The following is a 16,213-nucleotide window of genomic DNA, read 5'->3' as shown; positions in this document are numbered from 1 at the left end:
TTACGGAAGGAACCCCTCGCATGACGCGACGCCGCACCACCGCCGGAGCTCTCGCTCTCGGCCTCGTGCTCGCGGCCGCCGGCGTTTCGGCCAGCCCCGCCGCCGCCACGCCGTCCTCAGCCGCGCCGAACCTCGGCCCGAACGTCACCGTCTTCGACCCCAGCATGCCGGTCAGCGAGATCCAGGCCACCCTGGACGCCACGCACGCCGCGCAGGTCAACAACGAGATGGGTACGCAGCGGTACGCGTACCTGTTCAAGCCCGGCACCTACGGCACCGCCGAGCAGCCGCTGCAGATCAAGGTCGGCTACTACACCGAGCTGACCGGCCTCGGCGCCACTCCCGGCGACGTGGTGATCAACGGCAAGGTGGAGGTCTACAACCGCTGCCTCACCGCTGACAACTGCCTGGCCCTGGTCAACTTCTGGCGTACCGTCTCGAACCTGACCGTCAACATCAACGCGGCCGGGCAGGACAGCTGCCGGCAGACGGCCAACTTCTGGGCCGTCTCGCAGGCCACCTCGCTGCGCCGGGTGCAGTTCACCGGCGGCGGCCTGTCGCTGATGGACTACTGCACGGCCGGCCCGCAGTACGCCAGCGGCGGCTTCATCGCCGACGCGAAGCTGCCGGCCACCACGAACGGCTCGCAGCAGCAGTGGCTGACCCGCAACAGCGAGGTCGCCAGCTGGTCGAACGCGGTGTGGAACCAGGTCTTCGCCGGCGTGCAGGGCGCCCCGGACGACTCGGCGTTCCCGGACCCGCCCTACACCACCCTCGAGAAGACCCCGGTCAGCCGGGAGAAGCCGTACCTGTTCGTCGACGCCAAGGGCAAGTACCAGGTACGCGTCCCCGCCGCGCAGCGCAACACCAGCGGCGTCTCGTGGGGCGGACCGGGCCGGACCATCCCGCTGTCGGACTTCTACGTCGCGAAGCCCGGCGACTCGGTCACGAAGATCAACCTGGCGCTCGCGCTCGGCAAGCACCTGCTGATCACGCCGGGCGTCTACGACATCGCTCGTTCGATCGAGGTCTGGCGCCCGAACACCGTGGTGCTCGGCATCGGCCACGCCACGCTGACCGCGGTCAACGGCTCCACCCCGCTGAACGTCGCGGACGTGCCCGGCATCGTCGTGGCCGGCGTGACCATCGACGCCGGCGCCAAGGAGTCGCCGGTGCTGCTGCGGGTCGGCGCCAAGCACGGCCACGGCGTGTCGAACCCGAACAACCCGACCACGCTGCAGGACGTCTACTTCCGGGTCGGCGGCCCGCACATCGGCAAGACCAACATCGCGCTCGAGGTGAACAGCGACGACGTCCTCATCGACCACACCTGGGTGTGGCGTGGCGACCACGGCGTCGAGGGGTTCACCGAGGGCGTCAACGGTGACACCGACCGGTGGCGCACCAACACCGGACGGTACGGCGCTGTCATCAACGGCGACGACGTCACAGCGACCGGCCTGTTCGTCGAGCACTTCCAGAAGTACAACACCGTCTGGAACGGCGAGCGGGGCACCACCGTGCTCTACCAGAACGAGCTCCCCTACGACCCGCCGACGCAGGCCGACTGGATGAACGGCGACGTCAAGGGCTACGCCGGTTACAAGGTCGGATCCAAGGTCAAGACCCATTCCCTGTACGGCGGGGGCGTCTACGTCTTCAACCAGAACAACCCGTCGATCGAGACCGAGAACGGGTTCGAGGTGCCGCGGACGCCCGGCGTGAAGCTGCACCACATCATGACCGTCAACCTCAGCGCCGGCGTCATCAACCACGTGGTCAACGGGGTCGGCGAGGCGGCCGACATGACCAAGGTCGGCGCGCCGGTCTACATCGTCGACTACCCCTAGCCCGCCTTCGCCGGGTGCGTGACCACCAGCACCGGGCGGCCCGCCTTCTGGATCAGGCTCAGCGGCACGCTTCCCAGCAGCCGCTGAGCCACCAGGGGGCGGGCGCTGGAACCGACCACGATCAGGTCGGCCGACTGCTCCTCACCGAAACGGATGATCTGGTCGATCGCGCGGCCGGGCAGGACCGTACCCGTCGCCTCGATGCCGGCCTCCGCGAGCCGCCGCACGGCGGTGTCCCTGGCCCGTTCCGCGCGCTCGGTGTAGACGCTGCGCGGCATCGGCGCGAGATGTTCGCTCTCCAGCTCGTCGACCGCCACCACCGCGACCGTGGCGCCGGTCTGCCGGACCAGGTCGGCGGCCACGTCGGTGACCCACGGCTGATCGGCCTCAGGGTTGGCCGCGAGCACGATTTTCATGGTGTCCTCCCAGGTTTCCCGTCACTCAAGGTACGGGTAACGTCACTGTTCCGCAGTGGACCATTTTCCGGGGGTGGCGGACGTGACCGATACCCAAGAGGAACAGCCGACACTCAATCGGGTCATCGGGCCGGCCTTACTCCTGCTCTTCGTGGTCGGGGACATCCTCGGCACCGGCGTCTACGCCCTCACCGGCAAGGTCGCCAACGAGGTCGGCGGCGCGGTGTGGCTGCCGTTCCTGGTGGCGTTCCTGGTCGCGCTGCTCACCGCGTTCAGCTACCTGGAGCTGGTCACCAAGTACCCCCGGGCCGCCGGTGCGGCGCTCTACACGCACAAGGCCTTCGGCATCCACTTCCTCACCTTCATGATCACCTTCGCGGTGATGTGCTCCGGGCTCACCTCGGCGTCCAGCGCGTCAAAGGCGTTCGCCGGGAACTTCGCCGAGGCGTTCGACCTGTCGCTCGGGGACGGCTTCGCCCTGACCGCCGTGGCGCTCAGCTTCATCACCCTGGTCGCTCTGATCAACTTCCGTGGCGTCGGCGAGAGCGTCAAGGCCAACGTGGTGCTCACCTGCGTCGAGCTGACCGGTCTGCTGATCGTCATCTGCATCGGCGCGTGGGCGCTCGGCGGCGGCGAGGGCGACCTGTCCCGGCTGACCGAATTCAACACCGCGCCCGGCGAGAGCATCGCGCTGTCGGTCACCGCCGGGACCGCGCTCGCCTTCTTCGCGATGGTCGGCTTCGAGGACTCGGTGAACATGGCCGAGGAGACCCGCGACCCGGTACGGATCTTCCCGAAGGTGATGCTGACCGGGCTCTGCATCACCGGGCTGATCTACGTGCTGGTGGCGATCTCGGCGGTCGCTCTGGTCACGCCCGAGGAGCTGGGCTCCGGCGACACTCCCCTGCTCAAGGTGATCTCGGCCGGCGCGCCGGGCTTCCCGCTCTCGATCTTCGCGTTCATCACGATGTTCGCGGTGGCCAACAGCGCCCTGATCAACATGATGATGGCCAGCCGGCTGCTGTACGGCATGGCGAACGAGCGGGTCCTGCCGCGGGTGCTCGGCCGGGTACACCGCACCCGCCGTACCCCGTGGGTGGGAATTGTCTTCACCACCGTGATCGCTTTCGGGTTGATCTGGTTCGCCGACCTGACCGCGCTCGGCGGCACCACCGCGCTGCTGCTGCTCTGCGTCTTCACCGTGGTCAATGTGGCGGTCCTGGTGCTCCGCCGGGACCCGGTCGACCACGACCACTTCAAGGCGCCCACCGTGATCCCGGTGCTGGGAGCGCTGGCGTGCGCGTTCCTCGCGAGCCCGCTCTCCGGCCGAGCCGCCGCGGACTACCGGGTCGCCGGGGTGCTGCTGCTGATCGGCGTGGTGCTGTGGGCTGTCACGTACGCGGCGAATCGGTACCTGCCGGACGCTGTTTCGCGACGGTAAACGGCACACCGGGCCCTCGTTCTTGCTGGTTGACGGGGATGTGGAAAGCTGCCCGCTACCACATGCACCCCCATCTCCTGTCCGGAGGCCCGATATGGCATCATTCCTCTACTTTGTCGCCGGGCTCGTGATCGGCGCGATTGCCGGTTGGCTGATCAAGGGACGGCTCGGCGCCGCCAAGCCTGTACCGGCCTCTTCCGATGCGCCCGTCGTCCCCGCCGCGTCCACTGTTCCCGCTGCCGCTGCCCCTGCTGCCGCTGTCCCGGCTGCCGCTGCCGCTGCTCCTGTTGCCGCTGCTCCTGCTGCCGCTGCTCCTGTTGCCGCGCCGGTTGTCGTGTCGGCGCCCGAGCCTGAGTCCACGGTGTCGCCGTCGTCCGAGTCCACCGTGTCGCCTGTGTCGACTGTCGAGGTGGATTCCACCGAGTCCGCTGAGGTTTCGGCTGCTCCTGCTGTGACGCCGGCGGTCACTTCGGAGGTCTCGCCGGTCGAGAAGCCCGAGCCGGTTGTCGCCGCTGAGCCCGTCGCCGCCCCGGAGCCGGTCGCCGCTGCCGAGCCCGTCGCCGCTGCCGAGCCCGTCGCCGCTGCCGAGCCCGTGGTCGCCCCGGAGCCGGTCGCCGCTGCCGAGCCGGTCGCCGCTGCCGAGCCCGTCGCCGCTGCCGAGCCCGTGGTCGCCCCGGAGCCCGTCGTCGCCGAGCCCGTCGCGGTCGTTGCTGAGCCGGTCGCTGTCGAGGAGCCTGCTGGTCCGGTTGCCGCCGAGGAGCCGGAGGCCGCGCCGCTCACGCCCGCCGAGATCGCGGCCGCGGTTCCGGCCGACGTTCCGGAGCCCGACGACCTCACCAAGATCCCGGGCATCGGCCCGAAGATGGCGATCGCGCTCGCGGCGGCCGGCATCACGACGTACGCCAAGCTGGCCGACTCCGACGTCGCCGCGCTGAAGCAGGCGGTCACCTCGGCCGGGATGCGTCTCGCCCCGACGCTCGCGACCTGGCCGGACAAGGCGCGCGACCTCATCGCCGTCAAGAGCTGACCCTGCGAGAAGCCGCGATCCGGTATCCCCGTACCGGATCGCGGCTGTTTTTCACGGCAACCGCGCAGGTTGCACAGCTGTTGCCTAGCTCACTGGGAAAAGTTGCAGGTCAGGAGCGCCCCCGACGATGGTTGCGGCCGTCCCCAACCGGCATCACCGAGGAGCCCCGATGAACATCAGCGCCGCCACCGCCTTCACCTGGAACAGCTCCGTCGCCTGGAGCCGCCTGCACAGCAGCCGCGTGAAGCTGGCCGAGTCGCTCACCTCGGAGTCCGCCGACAACGGCACCCTCACCACCATCCGGGCGACGATCCAGAACGCGGCTTCCGAGATCTCCCGCGTCGAAGCGGCCCGCGCCACCGAGCTCGCCCGCATCCGCAACAACCACCAGACCATCGACGTCATGGTCTGACGCACTACTCAATCGCTCCACCCGGCAGCTCCGAGCGCCGCCCGCACCTGGCCGATCACCACGTCCGGCCGTGCACGGATCACACCAGCGGGAAATCGCAGTATTCGGTCGCCGGCGATCCACAGCTCGTTCTGCCGCAGCATGTCCTCGGCCCACTGCTTCGCCTCCACGTGATGCGAGCCGTCCACCTCGACGTGCAACCGCCAGCGTCGCCAGTAGGCGTCGAGGTACCGCAACCGGCCTGACCCGTCACGCCGGGGCACCTGCCGGTCCGGCGCCGGGAGCCCGGCCGTCCGGCACAACGCGACAAAGTCGATCTCCGAGAGCGCCAGGGAACCGCCGGCGACGTCCAGCACCGTCCGCTTGATCAATCCGAGTCGTCGCAGCCTCCGTCGTCCGTCGAGCACACTGAACACGTCCTCGGCCACCACACATCGCTGCTGGAACGTCACCGCGATGATCGTCCGCGCGGCGTCCGCGCTCGGAGCCCACGCTGCCGCGTCCACCATCGCCCGGGAAGCGATCGTTCGCGGCGGAGTCGCCGGTTGCCGGTGTTCCTCCGGAAGGAACCGGGTACGCGTCACGCGCACCGCCGGCATGTCGGGCGGCATGTCCGGCAGCCGGGTGCTCCTGCTCCGGACGGCGGGAACCACGACCCGCAGCGACTTCTCGCGAAGCCCCCGCACCCCCGCCTCGGTAAGCGCCGTCACGCCCCCGAGCAGCGCACCCGGTCCGGCCGTCAGAACCGCCACCCATACCTGCTGGCGTCGTTCCAGCTTGCCATTCGTCGTGGTGACGATGCCCCGGCACACTCGGCGCCACCGCTGCGCCTTGAGATGGCCGCGCACGGTTCCCCGGCCCAGCAGGTCAACCGCCTGGGCGGTGGTCAGCACACCGGACTGCTCATCGCAGACGTCGTCGAAGTCGCTCGGAGGCGGTGCCGTCATCCCGCCACGGTGGCAGCTCTCCGAGGCGCCCCGCCCGCCCAACCAGCCAGCCTGTGGACAACCACCCCGCCCCACCTCCAGCGTGTGGAGTTCGGGCGCGCTCCGCACCTGAAGTCAACACGCACCCCGGAAAGCCGCACTGCGTGTGAAGTTCGGGCGCGCTCCGCACCTCAAGTCAACACGCACCCCGGAAAGCCGCACTGCGTGTGAAATTCGGGCGCGCTCCGCACCTGAAGTCAACACGCACCCCGGGAAGCCGCGCCGCGTGTGAAATTCGGGCGCGCTCCGCACCTGAAGTCAACACTCAGCGGGTGGCCATGCACCGGTCGCCGGCGGTCGCCGGACGGCCTGGAGTGGGCAGGTGGTCGCGCGGACTCTCGGGGACGCGCGAGTGCGGTTGGATGCTGATCGACGCGTACCCGATGAAAGACAAATATCCGTCAGCGTGCCAGATCCACTGAATCCAGTGAATTCGGCACGGTCGGGAACCTTGCCGGTCTCAGCGGCTCGGGAGCAACATCACCGCAGGTAGATCGCTATGGCGACCGGGTAGAGGACCACCTAGATCAACAACGCTGCGTTTCCGGGAGATGGCGGTTCGTAATCATCCAGGGGTTTCGTGGCGGGGCTCCGGCATCGCACCATGGATGAAGGGTGATGCGATGAGCGGCCGACGGCTGGCAGTGGTGGTGACGGTCGAGCACCAGGACGATCCTGTGCTGAGCAGGTTCGCGGTGCCGTCCGCGGACGTGCCTGTGCTCGCTCAGGCACTCGGTGACGGTGGGCTCGGCGGGTTCGACGTGGCGTTCCTGCACGATCCGGGCACCGCTGAGACGCAGGCGCGGATCACGGCGCTGTTCGAGGGGCGCGACCAGGACGATCTTGTCCTGCTGTACTTCCGCGGGATCATGCTGACCGGGCCGGGCGGCGGGCTCTACCTCGCCGGCGCGGACACCGCGATGGCCCGGCCGCAGGAGACGGCCGTCGATGTCTCGCGGCTTGCCGTGATGATGCAGCGCAGCGGTGCCGGGCAGGCCGTGGTGCTGCTCGACGGGCGCACCGGCGGGCCGGTCGACGCCGGGCAGCACTTCCGCGCCGCGCGGTCGGCGGAGTGGCAGAGCCGGGTGGTGATCGCCACGACGGCGCGGCTGGAGCCACCCACGTTCGCCGGGATGATCGCGGACGGGATTCGCAACGGCTCTGCCGACCGGGACCGGGACGGGTTCGTCGGCATCGGCGAGCTCCACGACCACCTGCGGGAACGGGACCCCAGCGTGCGGCAGTGGGTGTTCGGGTCGGGCCGCCAGCCGTACCTGTCCCGCATCCGCCGCCCCGGCAGCGACCAGATGACGATGATCGCCCAGCTGGCCGTCGCGGCCGCCGGCGCTGATCTCACCCGCGCGGTCGAAGCCCGCGAGACCCTGCGGCGCATGACCACCGGTGAGGGCCGGGTGGCTGCCGCGGCCGCGGCCGCGTTGCGACGCACATCGGTACGGCTCACCGAACCCGCCCTCGACTTCGGCCGCGTCCCGCCCGGCACCCGGCAACTGGCCGCCGGGATCCCGGTGCAGGGTCCGCCGCTGACCGTCGCGTCCGCGGTGACCAGTTCGGTCGACGGGTTGCACGCACGGCTCGAGGGCAGCGTGCTGAAGGTTTCCTGGTTCCCGACCGTGGGCCGCCTCGACGGCGTCGTCACGCTGGACGGTCCGGCGGGCTCGGCCCGGCTGGTCGTGACCGGTGAGGTGGCGGAGGAACTGGAGGCTACCGGCGGGTTCCAGCCCACGCCCGGTGCGAACGGCGCCCGGCCCGCGTCGGAGCTGCCGGCGGGCGCCGGGTGGCAGCCCGTGCCGGAGTCGCCGGCCGGGCCGGGGGTTGTGCCGCCGCCTCCGGTGGGGGATGCGATCCCGCTTCCCGCGGCGCCGGTCGCGTCCGAGCCGGTCGCGTCCGGGCCGATCGTGTCCGGGCCGGTCATGTCCGGGCCGGTCGTGTCTGGGCCGGTCGTGTCTGGGCCGGTCGTGTCCGAGCCGGTTGCCTCTGAGCCGGTCGCGTCCGAGCCGGGGTGGCCGGGGGCTGCCGGCGGCGGATTCGGCTGGAGCGCGCGGCCTCCACAACCCCGCGGTCCGGTTCCGGCTGCGTCCGGGTCCGACCACCCATCGGGTACGGGCACCGCGAGCCCGCCACCAGCCGTAACCTCGAAAGAGGCTGATGTTCCCGCTGCTGGGGAGGCCACGGCGGGTCAGGAGAGTTCGGGGAACGGCGGACCGGTGCCTGAACCACGGCAGAGTTCCGATGATCGGCCCGCGGCGGCCGGCCACGGGTCCTCGTCGGCTGCTGCCGGTTTCGGGGCGGTTGCGGCGGGGTTCGGAGCTGTTGCTGGATGGGGCCGGGGGGAAGGTTCGCCGGGCGCCGTTCCAGCGGCCGCGCAGGCTGCACCGGCCGCACAGGCGACACCGGCGGACGCCGGAGCCACGCCAGCGGCGGATGCCGGATCCCCTGACCGCGCCTCTGCGGAAGCCGTTTCGAACGACCGCGCGCCCGCGGATCCGGGATCCACGGATGGCGCCGCGCCGAACGCCGCCGCAGAGGATGACGAGGCGCCTGCCGTGGCGGGGGCGCAGTCGGGTGAGCCGGCGTCCGAGGATGAGCAGCCGGACGCTGGTGGCTATCAAGGGTGGAGCGCGGCCGGGTCGTGGCCGACGGCTTCGGTTGCGGGGGCGGCGTGGCTGCGTACCCAGTCCGCGGCCGAAGAGGCCGGGCGAACGGGTTCCGACGTCTCCTCCGGTGGAGCGATCTCGGAGCACCCGGAGCCCGAGCCGGTCGCCGCAACGCCGGAACCAGCACCGCATCCGGCTGCCGATCCCATCCCGGCGCCCGATCGGGCCGCCGCGTCTGAATCCACCCCGGTGCCCGAACCGGCCCGGGCACCTGAATCGACGCCGGTAGCGGCTGGTGAACCGGCTGAGGAAGCGACACCAGCGCATCCCTGGCCCAGCCATCGCGGTGTCGCCGGGGATCCGTGGCTGACCCCGCCCGCTCGAACGCGTTCCCACCCGGACACCGACGTCACCGATCCGCTGCCCGCGCGGCCGGTGTCAGGCGCCACCGGTCCACTGGCCGCACGGCCGGTGCCGGGCGCCGCCGATCCGCCGGCGCCGCGGCCGGTGTCGGCCGCGCCGTCCGAGCCCTCGTGGCCGTCCGCACCGGCAGCCAGCGCACCCACGTCGGGATGGCCCGGTCGCGGCCCCGGATCCGACGACCCGTGGGCCGGCGCAGGCCCGCCGCCGGGCCCGGTCTCCGGCGCGCCCGCCTCGCCAACATCCGGGGCGGCGCAGCCCCATCCCCGGCCGGGTCCGGCGCAGCCCGACCCCTGGGCCGGGCAGGCTTCGGGCGGCCCCGCCGACCCCTGGACGCAAGCGGCACCCGCCGACCCCTGGGGCCAGCCGACCTCCCGGGTCTCCGCCTGGCCCGCCTCCCCCGCCGACGGCGGCTGGCAGGCCCCGCCCGCCACTCCGGCGCCCGGATACCCGCCGCCCCCCGGCGCCGCATATCCGGGGACCCCGGGAACCGGCTATCCGGCCCCTCCGGGAAGCGGCTACCCGGCCAGCCCGGCGGCCGGCTATCCGGCGACCGTTCGTGGAACGGCCCCGCCCGGCGCATCCCATCCCGGGTCGCCTCCGCCGGAGGGGCCGCACTCGGACCCGTACCCGGAAAAGCCCCGGCGCCGGGCCGGCCTGGCCCTGGTGATCCTTCTCGCGGTGGCGGTCCTCGCGGCCGGCAGCTATCTCGGCGTCCGCCTTCTGCGCAGTGACGACAACCCCGCGGCGTCCCCGCAGCAACAGGGGCAGCAGGAGCAGCAGCAGCAGCCGGGCCAGGAGCAGACCGAGCCGGGCGGGGATGGCACGACCGCCCCGCCGCCGGCCGCCGAGATTCCGGCGTCGCTGGCCAAGCCGGTCGTGGTGGACCGCTTCCGGCTGGGGCAGGAGCCGGAGGGCGTGGTCGTCTCGCCGGACAACAAGATGGTGTACGTGGCCGACCAGAACTCCAAGGACGTGCACTTCATCGAGGTCGGCAGCCGGAAGATCACCAAGGTGTCGGTGCCGAACACGCCGCGGTTCATCGCGATCTCGGAGGACGGCAGCCGGCTGTACGCGAGCATGTTCGAGAACGACTTCACCGGCAACGGCCTCGCCGTGATCGACACGAAGGACCGCAAGCTGGTGAAGACCATCCGCACCGGTCCACGGCCGTTCGAGCCGGCGGTCGGGCCGGGCGGGGACGTGTGGCTGCCGATTCACAACGGCGCTCGGGTGGAGATCTACGACGACCAGTCCCTGACCGAATCGGGCCGGATCTCGGTGCCGCCGAACCCGCACTGGGTGACGTTCTCACCGGACGGCAGTATCGCGTACACGGCGAACCACGAGTCCAGCCAGATCTCGGTGGTGAACACGGCGGACCGGATCGTGCAGCGCAACATCAAGGTGGGCCGGTCGCCGCACGCGATCGCGCTGACGCCGGACGGCGCGAAGCTGATCGTCACGAACTACGACCTGGACCGGGTGGAGATCTTCGATACCGCGACGCTGCGCCGGATCAAGCAGGTGAGCGTCGGCAAGGAGCCGCAGGCGGTGATGACGTCGACGGACGGCAAGCACGCGTACGTGGTGAACGAGGGCTCCGACACCCTGTCCGTGGTCGACATGAATGCCACGAAGGTGGTGTCGACGGTCAAGGTCGGTGACAGTCCACGGGTCGTGGCACTGTCACCGGACGGTCTGCGGCTCTATGTGACGGACGGGGGCGGACGTACGGTTACCGTGCTCAGAACCACGGAAGAGTGACGATTCCCTGGTAACGTCGCGCCATGTCGACGGATTCCGGAATCGATCGCGCCCGTTTGCAGTCCCTGTCCGCCCGGGAACGCGCCGCGTTCGCCGAGCGGCACCCCCGGTCTGCGGGAGCCTATGAGAAAGCTGACCACCTGTTCGGCCGCGTGCCGATGACGTGGATGAACAAGACGGCCGCGGATTTCCCGATTTACTTGGACAAGGCGCGCGGCAACCGCATCACCGATGTGGACGGCAACGAGTTCGTCGACTTCGCCCTCGGCGACACGGGCGCGATGGCCGGTCACTCCCCCGCGCCGGTGGTCGAGGCGGTCACCCGCCGGATCAGCGACCTCGGCGGCCTGAGCACCATGCTCCCGACCGAGGACGCCGCTGTCGCCGGGGCCGAGCTGGCCCGCCGGTTCGGCCTGCCGGCCTGGAGTTTCGCGCTGACCGCGACCGACGCGAACCGCTGGGCGATCCGCCTGCTGCGCGCGGTGACCGGCCGTTCCAAGATCCTCGTGAACAGCTACTGCTACCACGGCTCGGTCGACGAGTCGCTGATCGTCGTCGGTCCGGACGGGCGCGGCACGAGTCGCGAGGGCAACGTCGGCGCGCCGACCGACGTGACGCAGACCAGCCGGGTCGCCGAGTTCAACGACCTGGAGGGCCTGGAACGCGAGCTCGCGCACGGTGACGTGGCGGCCGTGCTGATGGAGCCGGCGCTGACCAATATCGGCATCGTGCTGCCCGAGGACGGATATCTCGCGGGCGTCCGCGCGCTGACCCGCAAGTACGGCACCTACCTGATCAACGACGAGACGCACACGTTCTCGGCCGGGCCGGGCGGCGCGACAGCGTTCTGGGGCCTGTCGCCGGACGTCGTGACGATCGGCAAGGCGATCGGCGGCGGCGTGCCGGTGGGCGCGTACGGGCTCTCCCGGGAACTCGCCGACGCGCTCAGCGGCCGCGGCGACCTCGACCTCGTCGACATGGGCGGCGTCGGCGGCACCCTCGCCGGCAACCCGGTGTCGATGGCCGCGACCCGCGCCACCCTCGAGCACGTGCTCACCGAGGACGCGTTCACCCACATGATCAGCACGGCGTCGGCGTTCGCCACCGGCATTTCAAAGATCATTGACGGGTACGGCCTGCCGTGGTCGGTCAGCCGTCTCGGAGCGCGCGTGGAATACCGCTTCGCCGACCCGGCCCCGCGCAACGGCACCGAGTCGGCGCGCAGCGCGGACGCCGAGCTGGAGGACTTCCTGCACGTCTACCTGGCGAACCGCGGGGTGCTGCTGACCCCGTTCCACAACATGGCGCTGATGTGCCCGGAGACGACGACGGCCGACGTCTCCCGGCACCACGAGATCTTCGAGGCCGCCCTCGCGGAGCTGACGGCCTAGAACTCCGCCCACGAGACGTCGGGGGGCCGGAACGTCACCTGGTTGATGACGTTCTGGCTCTCCTTCTCGGTCAGCGTCACACCGTCGCCGACCACTCCCGGTAGCTCCCCCGGCAGATACACGGTCATGCCGTCCCGCTCCACCGCCAGGTACTGCTGCTCCGGCTGCGGCGCCTCGGTGGTGAGCCGGAACCCGCTGCGCAGATCAGCCGACGTGTAGCCCAGCGTCTGCACCCCCGTACCGTTGCCGGTGGGGTTGACCTCGAACGTCGCGTATCCGGCGAACGCCTCCGGCACCTCCGGCAGGTCCATCGTGACCAGCATGGTCTCCTCGGTCGCGGCGACCGACCGGGCGACCCGCAGGGCGATCTCGGTGTCGTCGGCGGTGCCGTAGACCGACACGATCATCGACGGCTTGCCCTTCGGCTGCCATTCCACCCACGCGCTGTCGGTGACCCGCAGGGTGCCCCGCACCGAACCGACCATCACCGGCTCGCCCGACCCGTCGTCAATCCGCTCACCGACCGAGAACGACACGCTGCCCTTCGGCACCTCCACCGTGTACGGCGAGCCCGTCGGGTACCACGACCGGTTGCCGCCGAGCGGTTTCCCGCTGGCGACGTCGAACTTCACCGCGCGGAACCGCTCGACCAGCCCGTCCGGCAGCCACTGCGGCGCGAAGAGCAGCGACACCACGCGGAATTCCGTCGGCGGGAGTTCGATGGCGGGGGACGCGGCGGGCACGGCCGGCTCACCGCGCCGCACACGCAACGCCACGGGTACGCCCACCGCGGCGGCGGCCGTGGCCATCCCGGCGCCGGCCAGCAGCAACCGCCGCTGCCGGTGTGCCGTGACGCGGGCGTTCAGCCGGGCCCGCACCCGCTCCGGCGAGACCGCCGTGCCGGCGATGGCGTCGTAAGCGTCCTTGATCAGTTGTTCGTTCACGGCGGTCAGCCTCCGATCCGGGCAGTGCCGGAAGAAAAGTCGGTGCCCGACGAGAAGTCGGTGGGGAAGTTCGCGCGCATGCTGGCCAGCGCCCGTGAGGTGTGGCTGCGGACCGTGGCCGGCCGGCAGCCGAGCAGATCGGCGATCTCGTGGTCGCTCAGCCCCTCGTAGAACCGCAGCGCGATCACGATCCGCTGCTTCAGCGGGAGCCGCGCGATCCGCCGGATCATCTCGTCGCGTTCGCCGACGGCCCGCTGCGGTTCGTCGGACGGCGCGCTGACCGCGTCGAGCGCGTCGTACGACAGCGGCACGACCCGGGCGGCCCGGCGACGCCGCCACGAGGCCAGCTCATTGATGATCATGCGTTTCACGTACGCCTCGGGCACGTCCGCGGCGGCGATCCGGCCCCAGCGTGGCTGCGCCCGGGCGAGAACCTCCTGCACGATGTCCTCGGCCAGGTGCGGGTCACAGGCCAGCACGGTGGCGTACCGCAACAGCGCGGGCAGCCGTGCGGTCAGAAATTCCTCGAATGTCACAGCGCTCCCCTCCGCCCTCCTGACGCCACCGGCGGCCGAATATGTGGAGCGTCTCCCCGAAATGTAACTAGGGTGACCGAATGACCGAGACCGATGTAGTGGTGAACGGGCGGACTCTGCACGCCTACGCGCACGGTGACGGGGACCTGGTGGTGATGTGGCACCACGGGACGCCCAACATCGGCACGCCGCCGGCGCCGCTGTTCGCGGCGGCGCAGCGCCTCGGCATCCGGTTCATCGCCTACGACCGCCCGGGGTACGGCGGTTCCACGCCGCACCCCGACCGGGACGTCGCCTCGGCGGCCGGTGACGCCGCAGCGGTGGCCGACGCGCTCGGTGTCGACGCGTTCGCGGTGTTCGGCCACTCCGGCGGCGGCCCGCACGCCCTGGCCTGCGCGGCGCTGCTCCCCGGCCGGGTGACCGCCGCGGTGGCGGGCGCCGGGCTCGCCCCGTTCGCCGCTGCGGGCCTGGACTGGTTCGCGGGCATGGGCCCCGGTGGTGTCGCGTCGCTGCGGTCCGCGGCCGCCGGCCGGGCCGCCAAGGAGGCCTACGCAGCGAATCCGACGATCACCGATCCGGACTTCACCGCGGCGGACTGGGCGGCTCTCGACGGCGCCTGGGGCTGGTTCGGCTCGGTGGTCCAACCCGCGATCGCGAACGGTCCGGCGCCGCTCGTCGACGACGACCTGGCCTACGTGCGCCCGTGGGGCTTCGACCCGGCCACGATCACCGTGCCGGTGCTGCTCCTGCACGGGGAGGGCGATCTGATGGTGCCGGCGTCGCACAGCGCCTGGCTGGCGGACCAGATCAAGGGCGCCGAGCTGCGCCTGACGCCGGGCGCCGGGCACATCTCCGTGCTGACGGCGCAGGACCAGGCGGCCCTCGAGTGGATCGCCGCGGTCACCCGGACCCGGGAAGATGCGTAAGCCCCCAGCCGGCCTGACCGAAACCGCCCTGCTGGCGGCGCTGCGCGCCGGTTGGCCTCCGGCGGCCGGGAAGATCGAGTTCCTGCCGCTGGGTGCGGGCAGTTACTCCTGGTCGGTCGCGGAGCGTTGGTTCGCCAGGGTGGACGATCTCGGTTTCGATCCGGCCGGCCGGGACGCCGCGTTCGAGCGGCTGCGCCGATCGCTGGCGACCGCGGTGTCGCTGCGGGACGATTCCGGGCTCGACTTCGTCCTCGCCCCGCTGCCGGACGAGACCGGCGCGCCTCTGCGGCGGCTCTCTTCCCGGTACGCGTTGTCGCTGTATCCCCTGGTCGACGGCGTGGCCGGCCCGTTCGCGCCACACCCGCCCGGCACCCGCGCGGAGATCGCCGAACTCCTCGCCCGCCTGCACGACGCGCCACCCGGCATCGCCCCGCGCATGAGCCTGACACTGCCCGGCCGCCACTCCCTGGAGGTGGCGCTCGGTGAGCTCGACAGGATCTGGGACGCCGGGCCGTATGCGGAGCAGGCACGCATCCTGCTGGCCGCACGAGCCCACGACATCCACCGCTGGCTGGCCGATTCCGATCGTCTGGTGGCGGAGCTGCCGGCCGACTGGGTGCTCACCCACGGCGAACCGCACCCCGGCAACATCCTCCGCACCGCGACCGGCCCCCTGCTGATCGACTGGGACACCGTGGCGGTCGCGCCGCCCGAACGCGACCTGTGGATGCTGACCGGCCGCTTCGCCACCCTGATCGGGGCCCAGCCGGACCCGGGCGACGAGGCCGTGCTGGCGCGGTACACCGAACGCACCGGCCGGGCCGTCTCCGCGGGCGGGCTCGCGCTCTATCCGCTGTGGTGGAAGCTCGCGGACATCGCGATCTTCACCGACGAGCTGCGCCGCGGCGAGGACGAACCGGATTCGCTCGCCCACCTGGGCGGCTACCTGCGGCGACCCGGTTGAGTTCGGCGCCGGCGCACCGGCCAGCGTGATCGGCGGCGAGCCGCTCGCCCCGGAGCCGTGAGCCCGCGATGCACCGAGGCTGCCCCCGCCGACCAGGTGGAGGCCGTCCAGGGCGGGGCCGCTGCGCGAGCCGCTCATCACGTCGCGTGGCCGGTCGGCGCGCATTGACCTTGTTGGCTGATCGACGAGCCGTCGCCTGATAGGGACGTGAGGCGGCGCCGTCCAGTTGTCGATCGTGGAGCGGTACGGGCGGGCTGGTGCTGAGTGCTGCCGGAATAGGCGCGCCGGAGCGCTGTGTCAACGGTCAAGACGAAGTGTTCCGCTGGTAGCCGGCACGAGCTACGACTGGGCGGCGCCGGCCGTAGACCAGAACGGCTACCCCAGCTTGATCACATGTGCGAGCTACGGCCGGGCGACGCCAGCCGTAGACCAGAACGGCTACCCCAGCTTGATCACATGTGCGAGCTACGGCCGGGCGACGCCAGCCGTAGACCAGAACGGCTACCCCAGCTTGATCT

General features: G+C 71.2%; 12 protein-coding genes. 8 read left to right on the top strand and 4 right to left on the bottom strand.

Going from position 1 to position 16,213, the window contains the following annotated elements; all coding sequences use genetic code 11:
• Positions 1-20: 20 nt before the first annotated feature.
• On the top strand, positions 21-1,850 hold the full coding sequence (locus AB0F72_RS36750) for an adenylyl cyclase (RefSeq protein WP_360441862.1): 1,830 nt from the start codon (positions 21-23) through the stop codon (positions 1,848-1,850).
• Here the strand turns inward: AB0F72_RS36750 and AB0F72_RS36745 are convergent.
• A complete protein-coding gene (locus AB0F72_RS36745) occupies positions 1,847-2,266 on the bottom strand; it encodes a universal stress protein (protein WP_360441859.1) in 420 nt (139 codons plus the stop codon). The two genes, AB0F72_RS36750 and AB0F72_RS36745, sit on opposite strands and share 4 nt — an antisense overlap.
• An 82-nt stretch (positions 2,267-2,348) precedes the next feature.
• Between AB0F72_RS36745 and AB0F72_RS36740 the strand changes: the two genes are divergently transcribed.
• The 3 genes from AB0F72_RS36740 to AB0F72_RS36730 all read left to right on the top strand — a co-directional run bounded on the left by AB0F72_RS36740 (position 2,349) and on the right by AB0F72_RS36730 (position 5,146).
• A complete protein-coding gene (locus AB0F72_RS36740) occupies positions 2,349-3,707 on the top strand; it encodes an APC family permease (RefSeq protein WP_360441856.1) in 1,359 nt (452 codons plus the stop codon).
• A 394-nt stretch (positions 3,708-4,101) separates the two neighbouring features.
• On the top strand, positions 4,102-4,734 hold the full coding sequence (locus AB0F72_RS36735; RefSeq protein ID WP_360441853.1) for a helix-hairpin-helix domain-containing protein: 633 nt from the start codon (positions 4,102-4,104) through the stop codon (positions 4,732-4,734).
• A gap of 169 nt (positions 4,735-4,903) precedes the next feature.
• On the top strand, positions 4,904-5,146 hold the full coding sequence (locus AB0F72_RS36730) for a hypothetical protein (protein ID WP_360441850.1): 243 nt from the start codon (positions 4,904-4,906) through the stop codon (positions 5,144-5,146).
• An 8-nt stretch (positions 5,147-5,154) separates the two neighbouring features.
• Here AB0F72_RS36730 and AB0F72_RS36725 read toward each other — a convergent pair whose 3' ends face one another.
• Positions 5,155-6,093, bottom strand: coding sequence for a DUF559 domain-containing protein (locus AB0F72_RS36725; RefSeq protein ID WP_360441847.1), 939 nt, complete (start codon positions 6,091-6,093; stop codon positions 5,155-5,157).
• Positions 6,094-6,755: 662 nt separating this feature from the next.
• Here AB0F72_RS36725 and AB0F72_RS36720 point away from each other — a divergent pair.
• Both AB0F72_RS36720 and AB0F72_RS36715 read left to right on the top strand, forming a co-directional pair.
• Entirely contained in the window at positions 6,756-10,934 is a 4,179-nt protein-coding gene (locus AB0F72_RS36720) for a beta-propeller fold lactonase family protein (RefSeq protein WP_360441844.1), read from the top strand.
• 23 nt (positions 10,935-10,957) lie between these two features.
• Positions 10,958-12,325, top strand: coding sequence for a transaminase (locus AB0F72_RS36715; protein ID WP_360441841.1), 1,368 nt, complete (start codon positions 10,958-10,960; stop codon positions 12,323-12,325).
• Here AB0F72_RS36715 and AB0F72_RS36710 read toward each other — a convergent pair.
• Both AB0F72_RS36710 and AB0F72_RS36705 read right to left on the bottom strand, forming a co-directional pair.
• The gene (locus tag AB0F72_RS36710; RefSeq protein ID WP_360441838.1) at positions 12,322-13,269 is read right to left on the bottom strand and encodes a hypothetical protein; all 948 of its coding nucleotides are present in this window, start codon (positions 13,267-13,269) and stop codon (positions 12,322-12,324) included. The two genes, AB0F72_RS36715 and AB0F72_RS36710, sit on opposite strands and share 4 nt — an antisense overlap.
• 5 nt (positions 13,270-13,274) lie before the next feature.
• Positions 13,275-13,805 (bottom strand): SigE family RNA polymerase sigma factor, encoded by a 531-nt coding sequence (locus AB0F72_RS36705; RefSeq protein WP_360441835.1) that lies wholly within the window; start codon positions 13,803-13,805, stop codon positions 13,275-13,277.
• Positions 13,806-13,885: 80 nt separating this feature from the next.
• Between AB0F72_RS36705 and AB0F72_RS36700 the strand changes: the two genes are divergently transcribed.
• Together AB0F72_RS36700 and AB0F72_RS36695 are read left to right on the top strand one after the other, a co-directional pair.
• On the top strand, positions 13,886-14,731 hold the full coding sequence (locus tag AB0F72_RS36700; protein WP_360441832.1) for an alpha/beta hydrolase: 846 nt from the start codon (positions 13,886-13,888) through the stop codon (positions 14,729-14,731).
• Positions 14,724-15,695, top strand: a complete 972-nt coding sequence (locus AB0F72_RS36695) for an aminoglycoside phosphotransferase family protein (protein WP_360441829.1) — start codon at positions 14,724-14,726, stop codon at positions 15,693-15,695. Before AB0F72_RS36700 ends, AB0F72_RS36695 begins: the two co-directional genes overlap by 8 nt.
• The last annotated feature ends 518 nt before the right edge of the window (positions 15,696-16,213 follow it).

Source organism: Actinoplanes sp. NPDC023936 (assembly GCF_040639325.1).
GTDB lineage: Bacteria > Actinomycetota > Actinomycetes > Mycobacteriales > Micromonosporaceae > Actinoplanes.
The sequence above is the reverse complement of the archived record's forward strand: the minus strand, read 5'-3'. Positions and strand labels throughout refer to the sequence as shown.